The organism is Exiguobacterium sp. s160, from assembly GCF_018617575.1.
Taxonomy (GTDB): domain Bacteria; phylum Bacillota; class Bacilli; order Exiguobacteriales; family Exiguobacteriaceae; genus Exiguobacterium; species Exiguobacterium aestuarii_A.
The window spans coordinates 178015-195042 of the sequence record NZ_JACSKK010000003.1; the positions used below are offsets into that span (position 1 = coordinate 178015).

The 17028-nt window shown below is 45.5% G+C and carries 16 protein-coding genes and 1 other annotated feature; of the genes, 12 read left to right on the forward strand and 4 right to left on the reverse strand.

Features of this window, described 5'->3' with window-relative positions; genetic code table 11:
- Window positions 1-65: 65 nt before the first annotated feature.
- Window positions 66-1067 carry a tryptophan--tRNA ligase gene (gene trpS / locus KNO86_RS09230; protein ID WP_214695462.1) on the reverse strand — a complete coding sequence of 334 codons (1002 nt, stop codon included), beginning with the start codon at window positions 1065-1067 and terminating at the stop codon, window positions 66-68.
- A 51-nt stretch (window positions 1068-1118) separates the two neighbouring features.
- Window positions 1119-1325, reverse strand: a binding site (T-box leader).
- Between the two features lie 42 nt (window positions 1326-1367).
- A complete protein-coding gene (locus tag KNO86_RS09235; protein ID WP_214695464.1) occupies window positions 1368-1736 on the reverse strand; it encodes a DUF3899 domain-containing protein in 369 nt (122 codons plus the stop codon).
- A 269-nt stretch (window positions 1737-2005) separates the two neighbouring features.
- On the opposite strand from KNO86_RS09235, the gene KNO86_RS09240 reads away from it, so the two are divergent.
- From KNO86_RS09240 to KNO86_RS09260, 5 genes are all read left to right on the forward strand, one after another.
- Entirely contained in the window at window positions 2006-3625 is a 1620-nt protein-coding gene (locus KNO86_RS09240; RefSeq protein WP_214695466.1) for a peptide ABC transporter substrate-binding protein, read from the forward strand.
- A gap of 306 nt (window positions 3626-3931) precedes the next feature.
- Entirely contained in the window at window positions 3932-4858 is a 927-nt protein-coding gene (opp3b, locus tag KNO86_RS09245; RefSeq protein ID WP_214695468.1) for an oligopeptide ABC transporter permease, read from the forward strand.
- A complete protein-coding gene (gene opp3C / locus KNO86_RS09250) occupies window positions 4858-5883 on the forward strand; it encodes an oligopeptide ABC transporter permease (protein ID WP_412093968.1) in 1026 nt (341 codons plus the stop codon). The genes opp3b and opp3C overlap by 1 nt, the downstream gene beginning before the upstream one ends.
- Window positions 5884-5906: 23 nt before the next feature.
- The gene (locus tag KNO86_RS09255) at window positions 5907-6980 is read left to right on the forward strand and encodes an ABC transporter ATP-binding protein (protein WP_214695470.1); all 1074 of its coding nucleotides are present in this window, start codon (window positions 5907-5909) and stop codon (window positions 6978-6980) included.
- Entirely contained in the window at window positions 6980-7930 is a 951-nt protein-coding gene (locus KNO86_RS09260; RefSeq protein ID WP_074035095.1) for an ABC transporter ATP-binding protein, read from the forward strand. Before KNO86_RS09255 ends, KNO86_RS09260 begins: the two co-directional genes overlap by 1 nt.
- Before the next feature lie 79 nt (window positions 7931-8009).
- Here the strand turns inward: KNO86_RS09260 and KNO86_RS09265 are convergent, their stop codons facing one another.
- Entirely contained in the window at window positions 8010-8543 is a 534-nt protein-coding gene (locus KNO86_RS09265) for an HD domain-containing protein (protein ID WP_074035089.1), read from the reverse strand.
- Window positions 8544-8764: 221 nt separating this feature from the next.
- Here KNO86_RS09265 and KNO86_RS09270 point away from each other — a divergent pair, with 221 nt between their 5' ends.
- From KNO86_RS09270 to KNO86_RS09285, 4 genes are all read left to right on the forward strand, one after another.
- Window positions 8765-8902, forward strand: coding sequence for a hypothetical protein (locus KNO86_RS09270; RefSeq protein ID WP_214695472.1), 138 nt, complete (start codon window positions 8765-8767; stop codon window positions 8900-8902).
- Window positions 8903-9079: 177 nt separating this feature from the next.
- Entirely contained in the window at window positions 9080-9478 is a 399-nt protein-coding gene (gene spxA, locus KNO86_RS09275) for a transcriptional regulator SpxA (protein ID WP_015881217.1), read from the forward strand.
- 171 nt (window positions 9479-9649) lie between these two features.
- Window positions 9650-10306: an adaptor protein MecA gene (gene mecA / locus KNO86_RS09280; RefSeq protein WP_214695474.1), complete on the forward strand. Its 657-nt coding sequence runs from the start codon at window positions 9650-9652 to the stop codon at window positions 10304-10306.
- A gap of 64 nt (window positions 10307-10370) precedes the next feature.
- Window positions 10371-11603 (forward strand): DUF2254 domain-containing protein, encoded by a 1233-nt coding sequence (locus KNO86_RS09285; protein WP_214695476.1) that lies wholly within the window; start codon window positions 10371-10373, stop codon window positions 11601-11603.
- 38 nt (window positions 11604-11641) lie between these two features.
- Here KNO86_RS09285 and KNO86_RS09290 read toward each other — a convergent pair whose 3' ends face one another.
- The gene (locus KNO86_RS09290; RefSeq protein ID WP_214695478.1) at window positions 11642-12367 is read right to left on the reverse strand and encodes an SDR family NAD(P)-dependent oxidoreductase; all 726 of its coding nucleotides are present in this window, start codon (window positions 12365-12367) and stop codon (window positions 11642-11644) included.
- Between the two features lie 83 nt (window positions 12368-12450).
- On the opposite strand from KNO86_RS09290, the gene cls reads away from it, so the two are divergent.
- From cls to pepF, 3 genes are read left to right on the forward strand one after another with little or no spacing between them, the layout of a single operon-like run.
- Window positions 12451-13962 carry a cardiolipin synthase gene (gene cls / locus KNO86_RS09295; protein WP_214695480.1) on the forward strand — a complete coding sequence of 504 codons (1512 nt, stop codon included), beginning with the start codon at window positions 12451-12453 and terminating at the stop codon, window positions 13960-13962.
- 12 nt (window positions 13963-13974) lie between these two features.
- Complete coding sequence (locus KNO86_RS09300; RefSeq protein ID WP_214695487.1) at window positions 13975-15069, forward strand: competence protein CoiA; 1095 nt, start codon at window positions 13975-13977, stop codon at window positions 15067-15069.
- Window positions 15054-16856, forward strand: a complete 1803-nt coding sequence (gene pepF / locus KNO86_RS09305; protein WP_214695489.1) for an oligoendopeptidase F — start codon at window positions 15054-15056, stop codon at window positions 16854-16856. The genes KNO86_RS09300 and pepF overlap by 16 nt, the downstream gene beginning before the upstream one ends.
- Window positions 16857-17028 lie beyond the last annotated feature (172 nt).

Consider the following 17028-nt stretch of genomic DNA (forward strand, 5'->3'; position numbering starts at 1 on the left):
TCTCTTTTTTATGCAATTATTTATAAAAAAAGAACTCTCGCATGGAGAGTTCTGTTGATATAGGTTTATTTTTTAACTTTGGCACGTTTACGACTGAGTCCCATTGCTTTTTCAATCTTCGTGAGATTTTTATTCGCGACGGCTTCAGCCTTGGCTCGACCCGCATCGAGAATCTCATCGAGTTCTGGAGAATCGATCAATTCATGGTAACGGGCTTGAATCGGTTCGAGTAAGGCGACGACTGCTTCTGCCACATCTTGTTTAAATGTGCCGTAATTTGAATTCTCGTATTGCTTGACGAGGTCATCGATTGATGTACATGTCGAGAGTGAATAAATTTCTAACAAGTTTGAAATCCCTGGTTTGTTCTCACGATCAAACGAGATGACGCCACTTGAATCAGTCACGGCGCTCTTGATTTTCTTGCGGATGACATTCGGCTCGTCGAGCATTGAAATGTATCCTTTGGCGTTTGTGTCGGATTTTGACATTTTTTTCACGGGATTTGTGAGAGACATGATGCGTGCGCCTTCTTTTTGAATAAGTGGTTCAGGCATCGTGAACGTCTCGTAGTAACGTTTATTGAACCGTTCCGCCAAATCACGAGTCAATTCGATATGCTGTTTTTGGTCATCTCCGACAGGAACGAGTTCCGTATTGTATAACAAAATGTCAGATGCCATTAGTGTTGGATAAACGAACAATCCGGCCCCAACATTTTCGTTGCCTTGCGATTTATCTTTATATTGTGTCATGCGACCGAGCTCACCCATTCCCGCGATGCATGTTAACATCCATCCGAGCTGAGCGTGCGCTTTCACTTCAGATTGAACGAAGATTGTCGCTTTCTCTGGGTCGAGACCAGAAGCGAGATAAAGTGCCGCTAGTTTTCGCGTGTTGTTCATTAACTCGACACGGTCGAGTTGTACGGTGATGGAATGCAAATCAACGATACAATAATATGCATTGTTGTCATCTTGAAGATCGACGAATTGTTTCATCGCGCCTAAGTAGTTCCCGAGCGTCACGACGCCGGTCGGTTTGATTCCTGAAAAAATCGTTGCCATGTGTATACACCTCCGAAGAATATAAAAAAACCGCAGTCGTCCGCCCGAATAAATCGGGACGAATAACCGCGGTGCCACCCAAATTTGCATAAACTATGCCACTTGAACGCTGTAACGGGCGTGAACCGTCTCGCCATACTCATGTTCAGGCGAGCCACTCCGAAGTCCATTCATTCAAGTCTTTTCATCTACTCGCAGCACCGTAGACTCTCTGAGGAAAAGGGGATTTGAATTACTTGTCTTCATCCAAGTGTTCTTATTCTGCATCTAGTGTAGCATAGGACGTCGCTTCCGAAAAGATTAAATCAACGCAATGAGAAACGAAAGAACGATACTTCCGACACCGACAAACACCCAGTTCCAAGCCGATTGCTTACGGAGTTGCCGATCTTCAGGATCTTCTTCTTCATCCTCTTCATAATCCGCATCAATTTCTTTGAGTTTTGCACGTCGACTTCGCTTGAAACCGTACATGATCCCATCGAACAATCCTGTCGCACTCATATGTGAGAACATCCCGATCGCAAACGTGAGAATTCCGGAAACGAATAGACCGCCGCTCAAATGAAACAGGAAAGATTCGCTTCGGAAATATGAAAAAATCGACCAAACGGTGTACAGGATTGTGACAATCCCCCAAACAATCAATATATTTCGAAACTTTTTCAACGATGTAATCTCCTTTCACGCCATAAAGGGAACGAGCAACCGTTCCGCGTTTCTTCTATGATACTAGTAAGGTAGGGCAGAATGCGAGTATGAAATTCGAATGAGATGATAGCGTTTTATTATGTAGTTGACAGTTTGATTAAAAATTTCTTACAATAGCCCTAACGTTCTTTCGTCGAATACTTTATGAAATATTCAGAAAATTAAAGAAAAAGTAAGATGTTCATTCGACGAATGGCTAGCTTTTTAATACGAAAGGGGAAATCGCAATGAAGAAAAAATCGATTTTGCTCATGATGACGATCATCTTGGCACTCGGTTCAGTACTCGCGGCTTGTTCGACAGGCGGAGACTCTGATGGCGGCGGTTCTTCTTCAAACGGAGAAAAAGTTCTTCGTTTGACGGATACGTCAGACATCACAACAGCCGATCCGGCTCTTGCTACAGACGCGGTCGCATTCAACTTGATCGCCAACACAATGGAAGGTCTTTACCGTCTTGATAAAGATGGAAATGCCGTACCTGCTCTCGCTGAAGGCGAACCAGAAGTAAACGAAGATGAGACTGTGTACACATTCACGCTTCGTGATGCGGAATGGTCAAACGGAGAGCCAGTTACAGCCAACGATTTCGTGTATGCATGGCAACGTGCAGTTGATCCTGCAACAGGTTCACAGTATGCATACATCATGAACACAATTAAAAACGCTGAAGCGATCAACACAGGTGACACACCGAAAGAAGAGCTTGGCGTTAAAGCAATCGATGAGAAAACACTCGAAGTCACACTCGAGCGTCCAGACCCATCATTCCTTTCACTTACTTCATTCGGTACATTCACACCGATCAATGAAGCATTCGCGACAGAGAAAGGCGAAGATTTCTCAACGAACCCTGAAAACCTTCTCTACAACGGACCATTTACATGGTCAGAGTGGGATCGTGAACAAGGTTATGTCTTAACAAAGAACGACACGTACTGGGATAAAGACAACGTCGCGCTTGAAGCCGTTGATGTTCGCGTCGTAAAAGAAACATCTACAGTCGTAAACTTGTATGAAGCTGGTGATGTTGACTATGCAGGTCTCGCATCAGAACAAGTTGCTGCTTTCCAAGAAGATGAAGATTACAACACAGGTCTTCGTTCTGCTGTCGGATATTTCAAATTCAACCACGAAGATGAAATCTTCTCTGATGTGAATGCACGTAAAGCAATCGCACGTGCGGTCGATCCAACTGGAATCATCGACCAACTCTTGAACAATGGTTCAATTGCAACAACATCATTCATTCCAAAAGACTTCATCAAATATGAAGACGGTACGGATTACACAGAGGGTGTTGAGTACTTCCAAACAAACGCTGACGAAGCTGCTTCACTTTGGGAAGAAGCAACAGGCGGAGAAGCGACAACAATCGAACTCCTCTCGTTCGATAGCGAAGTTTCAAAACAAATCTCTGAGTATATGAAAGGTCAAATTGAGTCGAACTTGCCGAACGTAACGGTTGAAATCGCTCAACAACCTTTCAACAACAAACTTGAGCGTGAAGCAAACGGTGACTACCAAATGTCATTCGCACTTTGGGGACCTGACTACCAAGATCCACTTACGAACCTTGGTATCTTCACATCAGACAACGGACAAAACGACATTAACTATGCGTCATCTGAATATGACCAGTTGATTGATGAAGCGTCTGCTGAAACAAACATCGATGCACGTTATGACTTGTTCAAAGAAGCTGAGGCTCTCTTAATCGAACAAGACCAAGCGATCATGCCGATTTATCAAGCTGGTGTGGCGTACTTGATTCGTCCAAACATCGAAAACTTTAACCGTCAACTGTTCGGTGCTGATTACCAGTACAAATACGTTGATATCAAGTAATGGGATGAGGGGGCATGCGAACCGCATGTCCCCGATTTTCTAAAAAATTCTACCGAAGTAAGAGAAAATACTGTTCAAATGTTTTGTTGGTAAAGTATAATGTAGTAACAGTGAAAATTCAGAATAATCTCTGAAAAGAATATTCTTTGTTTTCAGCCGCTGTGCTAAGAGCCTTGAGATGACGTATACGCTATTCTTTCAGAATATTCCTTTCATTTTGTGAATTTGAAAAATAGGTCATATGTCATAGTGAAGCTGTTGGTGCAAGTAGTAGATAGAATTAGAAAAAACAGGGGGTTTTTATTCATGGGACGTTATATCCTACAACGGCTGACTTACGGCCTCATCACGTTCTTCTTGATTGCCACGTTCACGTTCTTCCTGATGGACCTGCTCCCAGGTTCACCGTATCAGAACCAGGAAAAACTGACAGAATCACAAATTCAATTATTGAATGACCGCTACGGACTCAACGATCCGCTTCCGGTCCGTTATGCGACGTACATCGGAAACATGCTCCAAGGTGACCTTGGCGTTTCATTCCGTACGGCGAACCGTCCAGTAACTGAATTGATTATGGAACGAATTGGTCCTTCGGCACAATTAGGGCTCCAGGCATTAGTTCTCGGAACTCTTGTAGGCGTATTGTTAGGTGTTGTTGCGGCGATTCGTCACAATACGGTCATTGACTATGGTTCAATGTTCGTATCGGTAATCGGGATTTCTGTCCCATCGTTCGTTTTTGCAGCCCTCCTTCAGTACTATGTCGGAGTTAAATTGCAGTTGCTTCCAGTTGCATTCTGGGAAACACCAGCACATACAGTCTTACCAACAATCTCGTTGTCACTCGGTGTCACGGCAGCGATTGCCCGTTTCGTCCGAACCGAGATGTTAGAGGTTACCGGACAAGACTACGTCACGCTTGCGAAAGCGAAAGGGTTGACGGGTAACGCCATCGTGTGGAAACACATGGTTCGTAACGCGATGATTCCTGCCATCACCATCCTTGGACCGATGACAGCTGGACTCTTAACGGGTACATTCGTTATCGAGAAAATCTTCGCTGTTCCAGGACTTGGAGAATTGTTCGTCACGTCAATCACGTTGAACGACTACTCTGTCATCATGGGAACGACATTGTTCTTCTCAGGATTGTTCATTATTATCATTTTGCTTGTCGACTTGCTCTATGGGGTTGTTGACCCACGTATTCGTCTTGGGGGGAATAACTGATGATTGAAAACAAAAAGAATTACGAACAGTTCGACCAAGACATGTTCACACCTGTTGAGATGAATGAACAGCTTGGTGAACGAATCGCTGGGAAAAGTTTAAACTTCTGGCAAGATGCATGGATGCGCCTAAAGAAAAACAAAGCGGCCATCATCTCGCTATCAATTATTTTAATTCTCGTTGCACTTGCATTGTTCGGACCGATGTTATCGGCTCGTGATGCGTATGAACAAAACATTTCACAAGCGAAACTTCCGCCAAAAGTCACAGGTCTTGAATGGGCTGGCTTTGATGGGATGGCGACACTCGGTGGTCGCGATATCGACTTCTACGAACAAAAGAACGTAGAAGAGAACTTCTGGTTCGGTACGGACTACCTTGGTCGTGATCTTTGGTCACGTATTTGGGAAGGGACTCGTATTTCCCTCTTCATCGGTTTCGTTGCGGCCATCATCGATACATTGATTGGTGTCGCATACGGTGGTGTCTCAGCTTACTTCGGTGGACGTACGGATAACATCATGCAACGGATTGTTGAGATTTTGACAGGTGTACCTAACTTGATCTTAATCATCTTGTTCATCTTAATCTTTGACCCTGGTGTATTCACCATCATCCTCGCCATGGCCATCACTGGTTGGATCGGGATGAGTCGACTCGTTCGTGGTCAGATTTTGAAACTCAAAAACCAAGAGTTTGTCTTGGCAGCTCGCACACTTGGTGCATCTAGTACGCGATTGATTTTCAAACACTTGATTCCAAACACATTGGGTGCGATTATCATCACGCTCATGTTCACGATTCCATCTGCCATCTTCTTCGAGGCATTCCTCAGCTTTATCGGGATCGGGCTTCAACCGCCACAGGCATCACTTGGTACGTTGATCAACGATGGATACAAAGAACTACGGACATTCCCGTTCCTTCTTATTATCCCGTCGGTCATCATCGTCTTGCTCATGGTCAGCTTCAACTTGCTTGCCGATGGCTTGCGTGATGCGTTCGATCCGAAAATGCGTAAATAAAAAAGAAAGAGGGGGACTCGTGCATGGAAACGATTTTATCAGTCCGAGATTTAGAGGTCTCGTTCCACACATATGCAGGAACGGTTCAAGCCGTTCGTGGCGTATCGTTTGATTTGAAAAAAGGCGAGACGCTCGCCATCGTAGGAGAATCGGGTTCAGGTAAATCCGTTACTTCGAAGGCGATCATGCGTCTCATTCCGAACCCTCCAGGTGAAATCACGAACGGAGAAATCATGTTCGAAGGGAAAGACTTGGCGAAACTTTCGGAAAAAGAAATGCTTAAAATTCGTGGTCGCGATATCGCAATGATTTTCCAAGACCCGATGACATCACTTAACCCGACAATGACGATTTACAAACAAATCGCAGAAGGGTTGAAACAGCACCAAGGATTGACAGGTGAGGATGCGAAGAAACGTACGCTCGAATTGTTGACACTTGTAGGGATTCCAAACCCAGAAGCGCGTTTGAAACAGTACCCACACCAACTCTCTGGTGGGATGCGTCAGCGTATCGTTATCGCGATCGCCCTCGCATGTAACCCGAAAGTGTTGATTGCCGATGAGCCGACAACAGCACTTGATGTTACGATTCAGGCGCAAATTCTTGAACTATTAAAAGACATTCAGCAAAAAACAGGTACAGCGATTATCTTCATCACGCACGACCTTGGCGTTGTTGCGAACATGGCTGACCGTGTTGCTGTTATGTATGCAGGTCGTCTAGTTGAAAAAGGAACGGTTGATGAAATCTTCTACGAGCCACGTCACCCGTACACATGGGGACTTCTTGGTTCGATGCCGCGTCCGACAGATGACCGTAACGAAGCGTTACCGGCAATCCCGGGTACGCCTCCAAACTTGCTCGATCCTCCAAAAGGGGATGCATTCGCACCGCGTAACCCATACGCGATGAAGATTGATTTTGAGAAAGAGCCACCGATGTTCCAGGTGAGTGATACACACTTTGCTTCTAGTTGGTTATTACACCCACAAGCACCAGCGGTTAGTCCGCCACGTGCGATTCGTGAACTCGCTCTCAAGTATCGTCCGGACAGTGCGTTCGCAAAATCGTTTACGAAAGGTGGTGCTGAATAATGGAACGCGAGAAATTACTCGAAGTAAAAAACCTGAAGCAGCACTTTAAAATTGGCCGTGGCCGCGTTGTCAAAGCGGTCGACGGAATCTCGTTTGATATTTTCAAAGGTGAAGTGCTCGGACTCGTAGGAGAGTCTGGCTGTGGGAAGTCTACGACAGGACGTACAATCATCGGTCTTTATGACGCGACTGACGGCGACGTTGTGTTCAAAGGCGAAAACGTCCACGGTAAAAAATCAAAAGCTGACAAGTTGAAATTCAACCGTGCTATGCAAATGATTTTCCAAGATCCATACGCATCGCTTAACCCGCGTATGACGGTTGCGGATATCATCGCAGAAGGGATTGATATTCACGGTCTTGCGAAGACGAAAGAAGATCGTATGAACCGTGTGTATGACCTTCTTGAAACGGTTGGTTTGACGAAAGAGCACGCGAGCCGTTACCCACACGAATTCTCGGGTGGACAACGTCAGCGTATCGGGATTGCCCGTGCCCTTGCGGTTGAACCAGACTTCATCATCGCCGATGAGCCGATTTCTGCACTTGACGTTTCGATTCAAGCGCAGGTCGTCAACTTGATGAAAGAATTGCAACGCGATCGCGATTTGACGTATTTGTTCATCGCCCACGACTTGTCGATGGTTAAATACATCTCTGACCGTATCGGTGTTATGTATCAAGGTCACCTCGTAGAGCTTGCGACAGCAGATCGCCTTTATGAGAACCCGATTCATGCGTACACGAAATCGCTGTTATCAGCGATTCCGCTTCCGGATCCGGAGCATGAACGTACACGTAAACGGATCGTATACGAGTCAACTTCGAAAGGTCCAGTCGGACGTTCGGATGAAGATTCAAGTATCCCACCACTTCGCGAAGTCGAGCCAGGACACTATGTCTCGCTCACAGACGAAGAGTACGAAGCATATAAAGCACAACTCGTTTAATATGATGACCCTGACTTCATGCGGAAGTCAGGGTTTTTTTAGCGCAAAAAAAAAGTCACCTAATGTGCTAGGTGACGGATTATCCGTTTGAAATGCGTGGTAAGTTTGAGAGACGTTCAACGATAGCATCGATTTGACGGACGCGTGCTAGCGCATCTTCGATTTCCATTGTCTCATAATGGTGCAGACCACCTGGTTGCTCTACGAACGTATCGGCGTCATGAACGAGCTGTTGAAGCGGGGTCCGTTGAATTCGGCTTGGTGGTAAATAGGAATCGGTGTGCAAAAGAATCATGACAGAAATCTCTTTGGCACGGGCAGGGTCTTCCCCGAGACGAATGAGTAATTTATGTGCCCGCTCCGCACCTTTAATCGCATGAATATCGTTCTGACGATATAAGTCATAATTCCATTTGCCTTCTGTATACCATTCATAGTGACCGATATCATGAAGTAGCGCAGCTTTCGTCGCTAGATCTGTATCGAGACCACGTTTCGTTGCCATTTCGAGAGCGCGCTCACAAACGTCTACAGCATGTTTTAATCCTGATCGAGTTAAATATTTTTGGGTTACCGGATGTCCCATAATGGTTTCTAATGTGATTCTCATCATCGCTCTCCTCCTTAAATAGAAAAAGGTTATTTCTATAAACTATACAGGTTTTTTGTACGTAATGCAAATGATATCCGTGTAAAGAAATGATGAACTCGTAAGAATGATTCACATTTCACAAACAAATGTGCTATAATTTATTTGTAGATTAGTGCAAGTTCAAGATTTTCAGAATCGGTAATGCTCGGTCGGTTGCTTACGCTGTACGGGGGTGAGAGGCCATGAAAGAACGTGACAAAGTTCTACGAGAGAAAAAACGACTTTTGAAAGAAGTGTTGAAGAAAAAGTTGAAAGACTTGCAAGTCAAGCCAGGGAAAGAGACGGTGTCTCAACCAGTGTCTCGGTTCCCGGCATCTTGAGATGGGTCATTCAAGGTCGCATTCACCGAATGCGCCCTCTTTTCATATCTGAATGATAAAGAATATCATTGAAGTTTTAATAATTAAGAATTATTATAATTAAGTGGATGCGAATTTGGGTATACAGATAGAGTCACTTAAAAAGATGGACGCATACTCGATCAGGGAGGAAGAAAAATGGTCACACTTTATACGTCTCCAAGCTGCACATCTTGCCGAAAGGCACGAGCTTGGCTCGAAGAACACGATATCCCGTTTACAGAACGAAACATATTTTCAGAACCGCTCTCACTAAATGAGATTAAGCAGATCTTACGCATGACAGAAGATGGAACGGATGAGATTATTTCAACTCGTTCTAAAGTCTTTTCTAAAATCGATGTATCCGTTGATGCGTTATCGCTTCAACAATTGTATGATTTGATTCAAGAATATCCGGGCTTACTACGTCGTCCGATTTTGATTGATGAAAAACGACTACAGGTCGGATACAACGAGGATGAGATTCGTCGATTCTTGCCACGGAAGGTTCGAACGTTCCAATTGCAAGAAGCACAGCGACTTGTGAATGAATGAGAGCATACTGTCTAAGCAGTGTGCTTTTTATTATCGATTATTTCCTATAAAATAAAGTTATAACCCGTCATCTAGATTGAACGATGTCAAAAAGGGTACAAAGATAACAAGACAATTTCCCCTCTCCTCCTTATGTGAAATGGGAGCGAGGTGAGAAGGGAGTGGACAATCGTGAAAATTGAGCGCATCAATGACAATACCGTCAAATTTTTCATCACATATGTGGACATTGAAAAACGTGGCTTCGCACGTGATGAAATTTGGTACAACCGAGAACGTGGCGAGCAGCTGTTCTGGCAGATGATGGACGAGGCTCACGAACGTGAAGACATCTCGTTTGATGGTCCACTGTGGATTCAAGTCCAAGCTTTTGAAAAAGGTCTAGAAGTGACCGTGACAATTGCGAAAAATGTGATGGATACGGAAGACGATTCTGAACTCGGTTCGCTTCTTCGTTCAGCGATTGATGAAGCACGAGATCAACAATCGGTACTCGACCAATTGAGTGAGTTGGATGAACTCGAAGCGGAAGCAGATGCTTGGGCGCCACTCGCAATGGAAACAGATGATTTCGAGGCGATCATTTCACTGAGTAAGCGTGCAGGTGACACGTTCAGTGACCTTGATTTGAAACTATATCATTATCAAGACCGTTACTACTTGTGGATTGATTTCCCGGATGAAATGGAGCCTGAAGACGAAGAGAACGCACTCAGTCTTCTAGCAGAATATTTAACATTTAGTACACAGACGCAACCGATGCTTGAAGAGTATGGTAAACTCATTCTCGATGGCGACGTCTTCGCGAAAGTGCGTCATTACTTCTAAATGATCAATCGCCTGTTCAGACGGACAGGCGATTTTTTCAAATCAATGGTAAAGAGGTGTTGGTATGGTGAGACGAATTCGACTACTACTTGATGATAGTGCATGGTTCGTTCCATTCCTATATGGGATGGGGGGCATCGCGTTAACAGCGTTGACACAACTGTTCGGTGAATTTTTCCGAGATTTACTACCGGACTTTATTTATTTGGACTTGGACTCGGCGGCGTCCGTGCTGTCTTCGACGTTCACGAGTCTTATGACAATGATGACGTTTAGTTTTTCGACAATCCTTGTTGTGTTGACGACATATTCTTCTCAGTTTTCTCCACGGACCATCAATAATTTTTTGACGAACACGTCGGCTAAGCATACGCTTGGTCTCTTCATTATGACGACCGTTTACGGGATTTCGAACTTATTCCTCGTCCGAACGGCAGATGATGGTGTCGTATTATCTTCAGGAATCAGTGTACTCTTAGTCATTGGTTCGATTTGGGCGTTCGTCAAGTTCATTCAGACCATCAGTGTCTCGATCCAGGCAGAACGTTTGTTATCCGCGTTACATAAAGAAGCACTATCGGTAATCAGTGAGCAAAAAGACGCCATCGAGTCAGATGACGTGAATCTCGTATTACCACGTTCTGTTCATTCGTTTGAAGGTCAAGCGGTACGGGCGCCGCAGACGGGGTATATCCGCTTATTTTTAAGAGAGAAGCAGGGAGATCATGAAACAGACTTTGAATCGGTCGTAGCCGTAGGTGAATTTGTCGCAAAAGGGGATTTACTCGGATTTTGGAAAGGTGAGGATGCCCCGGACATCGAGCCATTTGAGATCGGTGAAGTGCGGTCCTCGATGCAAGACCCTTCATTTGCGATTGAAAAGTTGAGTGAGATTGCGTTACGTGGAATCTCTCCAGGGATCAATGACCCGAATACGGCGATTCATGCGATTCATTACATCGGGGATATTTTACGGGAGCTCTGCGAACTGCCGGATGGAGATTTTCTATACTCGAATGGGAAATCCGATTGGCATGTGAAGCGAAAAACGCTCGAGACGATTCTTTTTGAATCGCTATCGCCGATGCAGACTTACGCGAGTAAAGACATCTTTGTGATGGGGTCCGTGTTCGAGGCAATTCGAATGGCGCGTCTCCAGGCGCATGAGACGCTGGATTCGACATTTGATGAGATGATTGATTATTTTGAAGATGTGATTGATTGGGAACGTCTTCATTCGAAAGAACAGAACTATTTACGCAATAAAATAGGGCGAGCTAAAAAGATGACGACATGACAGGAGACCACCTTTTCAAAAGAAGAGGTGGTCTCTGTTCAAGAGAGCGTATATCCGCCATCGACCGTGATGGCTTGCCCATTTATATAGGTTGAGGCATCGGTTAACAAAAACTCGACGACAGGCGCCACTTCTTCCGGTAGGGCGGCATGTCCCCGGAAATGATGGGACATTGCCTCTTTGAATTTTGCTTTTCCACCGTATAGTTTATGACTGAGCGGTGTATCGACCGGACCGAAACAGACGGCATTGAATCGAACCTTTCCTTTCATCCGATGTGCGAACGTTTTCGTCAAGGCAACCACGGCGGCTTTCGAGGCGGCATAATGAGCAAGCATAGGTGGGAATTTGACGTGTCCGACGATGGCGGCGTTGTTGACGACACTCGCGCCTTGAGCAAACAAAGGGATGGCACGTTGTGTGACGGTGTTCAGTGCATAGAGGTTGACGTCAAACACTTCATTGTATGAGTCTTGAGTCAAACGCTCCGGTGTACCGGGTCTACCAAATGTTGCGGCGTTGTTGAAAAGACCATGTAACGTCACCCCTTGTTCCTTTAAGTGTCCAAAGAGATGATCGATGTCTTCCGCTGAATGGAGGTCGCATCGGATGAACGTGGCCAATCCGTTCGAATCTGATTCGAGAGAAGCCCCCCGTGTCTCATCACGACCGATTCCGATGACACGATGCCCATTCTCGGTTAACTGCAAGGCGACGGCGCGCCCAATCCCGCTTGTTGCGCCTGTTATTAGAAAAGTCCCCATAATTCATTCGCTCCCCTCAAAAAATTGGCGTTACGATGTATAATTAATGATAATACATGACAGAAACGAGGTCAGGTTATAATATGTTGCGACGCATACAAGTACTCTTTTCCCTTATTTTGCTCGCAGGACTCATTGCGATATTATCGTATTACTGGAGCTCACAAGTGATTGGGCTCTTCTCGATTCTCGTCTTTTTGACAACGTTCAGTATTTTGCTTGTGATTTTGCTTGAAAATCGCAACCCGCAACGGACGTTGATCTGGGCGATTGTCATGATTGGCTTTCCTGTCATCGGGCTATTTGCGTACTTTGTGTTCGGTCAGAACTATCGTCGCAAGCGGATGTTCAAAGAGAAGGCGATGCTCGACGAAGAGACGTACTTGGCCTATCGGCAAAAAGCGATGACGCTCTCTCCGTCACTGATGTTTGCGCATGATGATTATGAGAAGTTGATGCATCTCACCTCTTCGTTGAACCAATTGCCCGTCTCTTCGAATACGTACACGCAGATTTTGACGAACGGACGTGAAAAATTCTCGAAGTTATTGCCCGCTCTGAAAGGCGCGACACGGCACATCCATTTAGAGTATTACATTTTTCGAGAAGACCGTATTTCTCGGGAAATTCAGCGGATTTTAATCGAGAAAGCCAAAAAAGGGGTCGAAGTTCGATTCTTATATGATGCCGTCGGTTCCATTCATACGAGCAGTACGTTTTTCGAGGAGATGAAACAAGCTGGCGTCCAAGTGCAGGCGTTCTTCCCAGTCGTCCTTCCGCTCGTGTCGAGTAAGACGAACTATCGAAACCATCGAAAAATTGTCGTCATCGACGGAACAGAGGCGTTCACTGGTGGTTTGAACGTAGGGGATGAGTATTTAGGCGAACACTCTAAATTTGGTTTTTGGCGCGACACCCATCTGTATGTCAGAGGAGAAGGGGTTTCCGAGTTACAGTTGATCTTTTTACAAGACTGGTACTACATGACGGGAGAACGGCTGTTCACGCCATTCTATTTAGAACCGCTCGAAACGGTACGAAGCGCGAGCGGAGGTGTCCAAATCGTTGCCAGCGGACCTGATGAACCGTACGAGACGATGAAATCGATTTATTTCTCGTTGATCAATGCTGCGAAAAAGTCCGTCTATATTTCCTCCCCGTATCTGATTCCTGATGAGGACATTATGAGTGCTTTGAAGACAGCATCTTTATCGGGCATCGATGTTCGGATCGTCTTACCGAGCTATCCGGACCATAAAATCGTCTTTTATGCGAGTCGTTCCTATTATGAGGAGTTACTGTTGGCTGGGGTAAAGATTTATTTATACGAAGAAGGATTCATGCATTCAAAAGTCATCGTCGTCGATGACGGACTTGCCACGATTGGGACGGCGAACATGGATTTTCGTAGCTTCCATTTGAACTTCGAAGTAAATGCTCTCCTGTACAACACGAACTCGGTCCATCAGTTGAAACAAGACTTATATCATGATTTTGAAGGGTCTCACGAACTTGTATTAGAAGAGTTTGCGAAGCGCTCATTCTTTATAAAACTCGTAGAATCATTGGCCAGAATGTTTTCACCACTACTATAAGGGGGGAGCAAGATGCGGTTTGCGATCGGTCGAGAAGGGGATATCGTTGATTCCTTTACTCTAAATCGAATGCAGGCGGAGCAGCTTGCTCCTTTTCGATGTCCGACGTGCCAGGAAATGTTGATGTTAAAGCAAGGTGCGAAACGTCGGCTACATTTCGCCCACATCCATACGTGCGGGAGAGCGGAATCCGTTACGCACCATCAGGATAAATGGGCAGTATGCCAATGGCTACAAGAAAGAGGGTACCCTGTCGATCAAGAAGTGACGATTAAGAATCGGCGGGCCGACATTCTTACGAATGTGGATGAGTTGCCAACCGTATTTGAGATTCAGGCATCTCCATTGCGACCGGAGGAATATATCGCACGAACGAACGATTATAAACGAGCGGGCCTGGATGTGATTTGGCTTGCGAGCGGTTTCGATCTTAGAATGAATCAATCTTTTCAACCGTGGATGCGCCTCGAACTATTTCGACGACATCGGTTGATGACTGTGAGAAACGGACAGTTGGTGCGTTTCAATGGGTTTCCCATTTCAATCAAGTATGGAATCGGAAATTGGGAAGTCTCGTCTTCAGTGATTACCTCCCCCTATGAAGCATATTATCGGTTCAATGCATTTGAATGGACGGAGATGATTCGACGAAAGCGAATGTCGCCAATCTACCCATCCCCAAAGAATCGACGTCTCATGTTAAATCGGCTGTACCCTTTAGGGGTGATTCCCGCTTTGTTACCGACCGCCTGCTATCTTCCGCTCACGTCACTTTGGGGAATACACATCCATCCGATTGAGTTTCAAATCGTCCTCTATTTAAATCGATATGAGTCACCGAATGATTCGGTGGAGTGGAGCATTCAAAAGACGTGCCGCCAGTTCGGAGTGACACCGACAAGCGACTTTTCCCAGTCATTTCATGTACAATGGAAACAACTCTTGAATGCATGTCGTCTATCGTGTGATGTCACGACTTGGGTGCTTCCAATCACCTATGAAGATGCGAGACGTCACGATACACGATTGTATCAAGGACTTCAGCGATTGATGTTACAATCGACGAACCAATCAGAAAAGGGAGTGAACGTATGTCAGAAGTATTGACACGACAACAAGTTCCAGTCGAAGAGACGTGGAACTTAGAGACGATCTACAGTAACGACCAAGCATGGGAAGCAGATTTTCAAGCATTGAAGGAGCAGGTACCGGCTTTGATCGGATTTAAAGGAAAACTCGGTGAATCGGCAGAAACGTTATACGAAGCGTTACAACTCCGTGATGAGCTTTCTCGTAAGTTACATAAGCTGTATACGTACGCGCACATGCGTTACGATGAAGATACGGCGAACAGCCATTATCAGGCATTGAATGACCGTGCAGGCTCACTCGCCTCGCAAATTTCAGCCCAACTCGCATTCATGACACCAGAGCTTCTTTCAATCGATGAAGCTCAAATTGAAGCCTTTATGGAACAACACGAGTCACTTCGCGTGTATCGTCATGCGTTCGATGAGTTGGCGCAAGAACGTCCACACGTATTGACGGAAGCGGAAGAAGCAATCCTTGCGCAAGCTGGAGACGTGCTCGGACAATCGAGTTCGACGTTTGGTATGCTCAATAACGCGGATTTGAAATTCCCGAAAGTGAAGAACGAAAAAGGGGAAGAGGTCGAATTGACGCACGGACGTTACATCACGTTCCTCGAATCGAGTGATCGAAGTGTCCGCGAGAACGCCTTTAAAGCGATGTACGGGACATACGGGCAGTATTTGAACACGTTTGCCTCGACGCTTTCAGGCAGTGTGAAAAAAGACAACTTCTATGCAAGTGTCCGTAAATTTGGAAGTGCGCGACAGGCAGCCCTTCACCACAATGCGATTCCAGAGTCTGTGTACGACGGTCTAGTCGAAGCGGTCAACGAGCGTCTTGATTTGCTACATCGATATGTCGCATTGCGGAAACGCGCGCTTGGATTAGATGAGTTGCATATGTATGATTTATATACACCACTCGTCAAAGATGTAGAGATGAAAGTGTCGTACGAAGAAGCGAAACAGTTGATGGTTGATGGTTTGGCACCACTCGGAGAAGAGTACGTTCAAATCGTGAAAGACGGTCTCGATTCACGTTGGGTCGACGTACGCGAGACACGTGGGAAACGGAGCGGGGCATATTCATCAGGAGCATATGATACACAACCGTTCATCCTTATGAACTGGCAGGACAACGTCAACAACTTGTTCACGCTCGCGCATGAGTTCGGTCACTCGGTGCATAGCCATTACACGCGTACGTCACAGCCGTATCCGTATGGTGACTACTCAATCTTTGTAGCAGAAGTCGCGTCGACGACAAACGAAGCGTTATTGAACGACCATTTATTGAAAACGCGGACGGCAAAAGAAGAACGTCTCTACTTGTTGAACAATCAACTCGAAACATTCCGTGGGACGTTGTTCCGTCAAACGATGTTTGCTGAGTTTGAGCATATGATTCACAAGGCTGCTCAAGAAGGCGTATCGCTCACACCTGAATATTTGAATGAGACGTACTTAGAGTTGAACAAACGCTACTTCGGAGAAGAAATCGTCATCGATGAAGAGATTTCATATGAATGGGCGCGTATCCCGCACTTCTATTACAACTACTATGTCTATCAATATGCGACGGGAATCTCGGCATCGGCAGCGTTGTCGCAACAGATCATGGAAGAGGGAGAGCCGGCCGTACGTCGTTACATCGATAACTTCCTCAAAGCTGGGTCTAGCGACTACTCAATCGAGGTCTTGAAAGCGGCAGGTGTCGATATGACGACGAAAGAACCGGTCCTCAAAGCGCTTGATCAGTTCGAAGCGGTGCTCGATGAAATGGAATCATTATTGTTCTCGTGAACAATATGTGACAATGTACACAAACTAGTTGTCAGATGAAGAGGGACTCGGTATATTATAAGTGTGAAATCAATCACAAACCCCTTTATTGACCGTAAACTTTCTCCCATCTTGTAGGCCTTCCCCGGGCCTCAAGGTACGACGGCTCTTGTCCCCGCTTGAGACGTCAAAA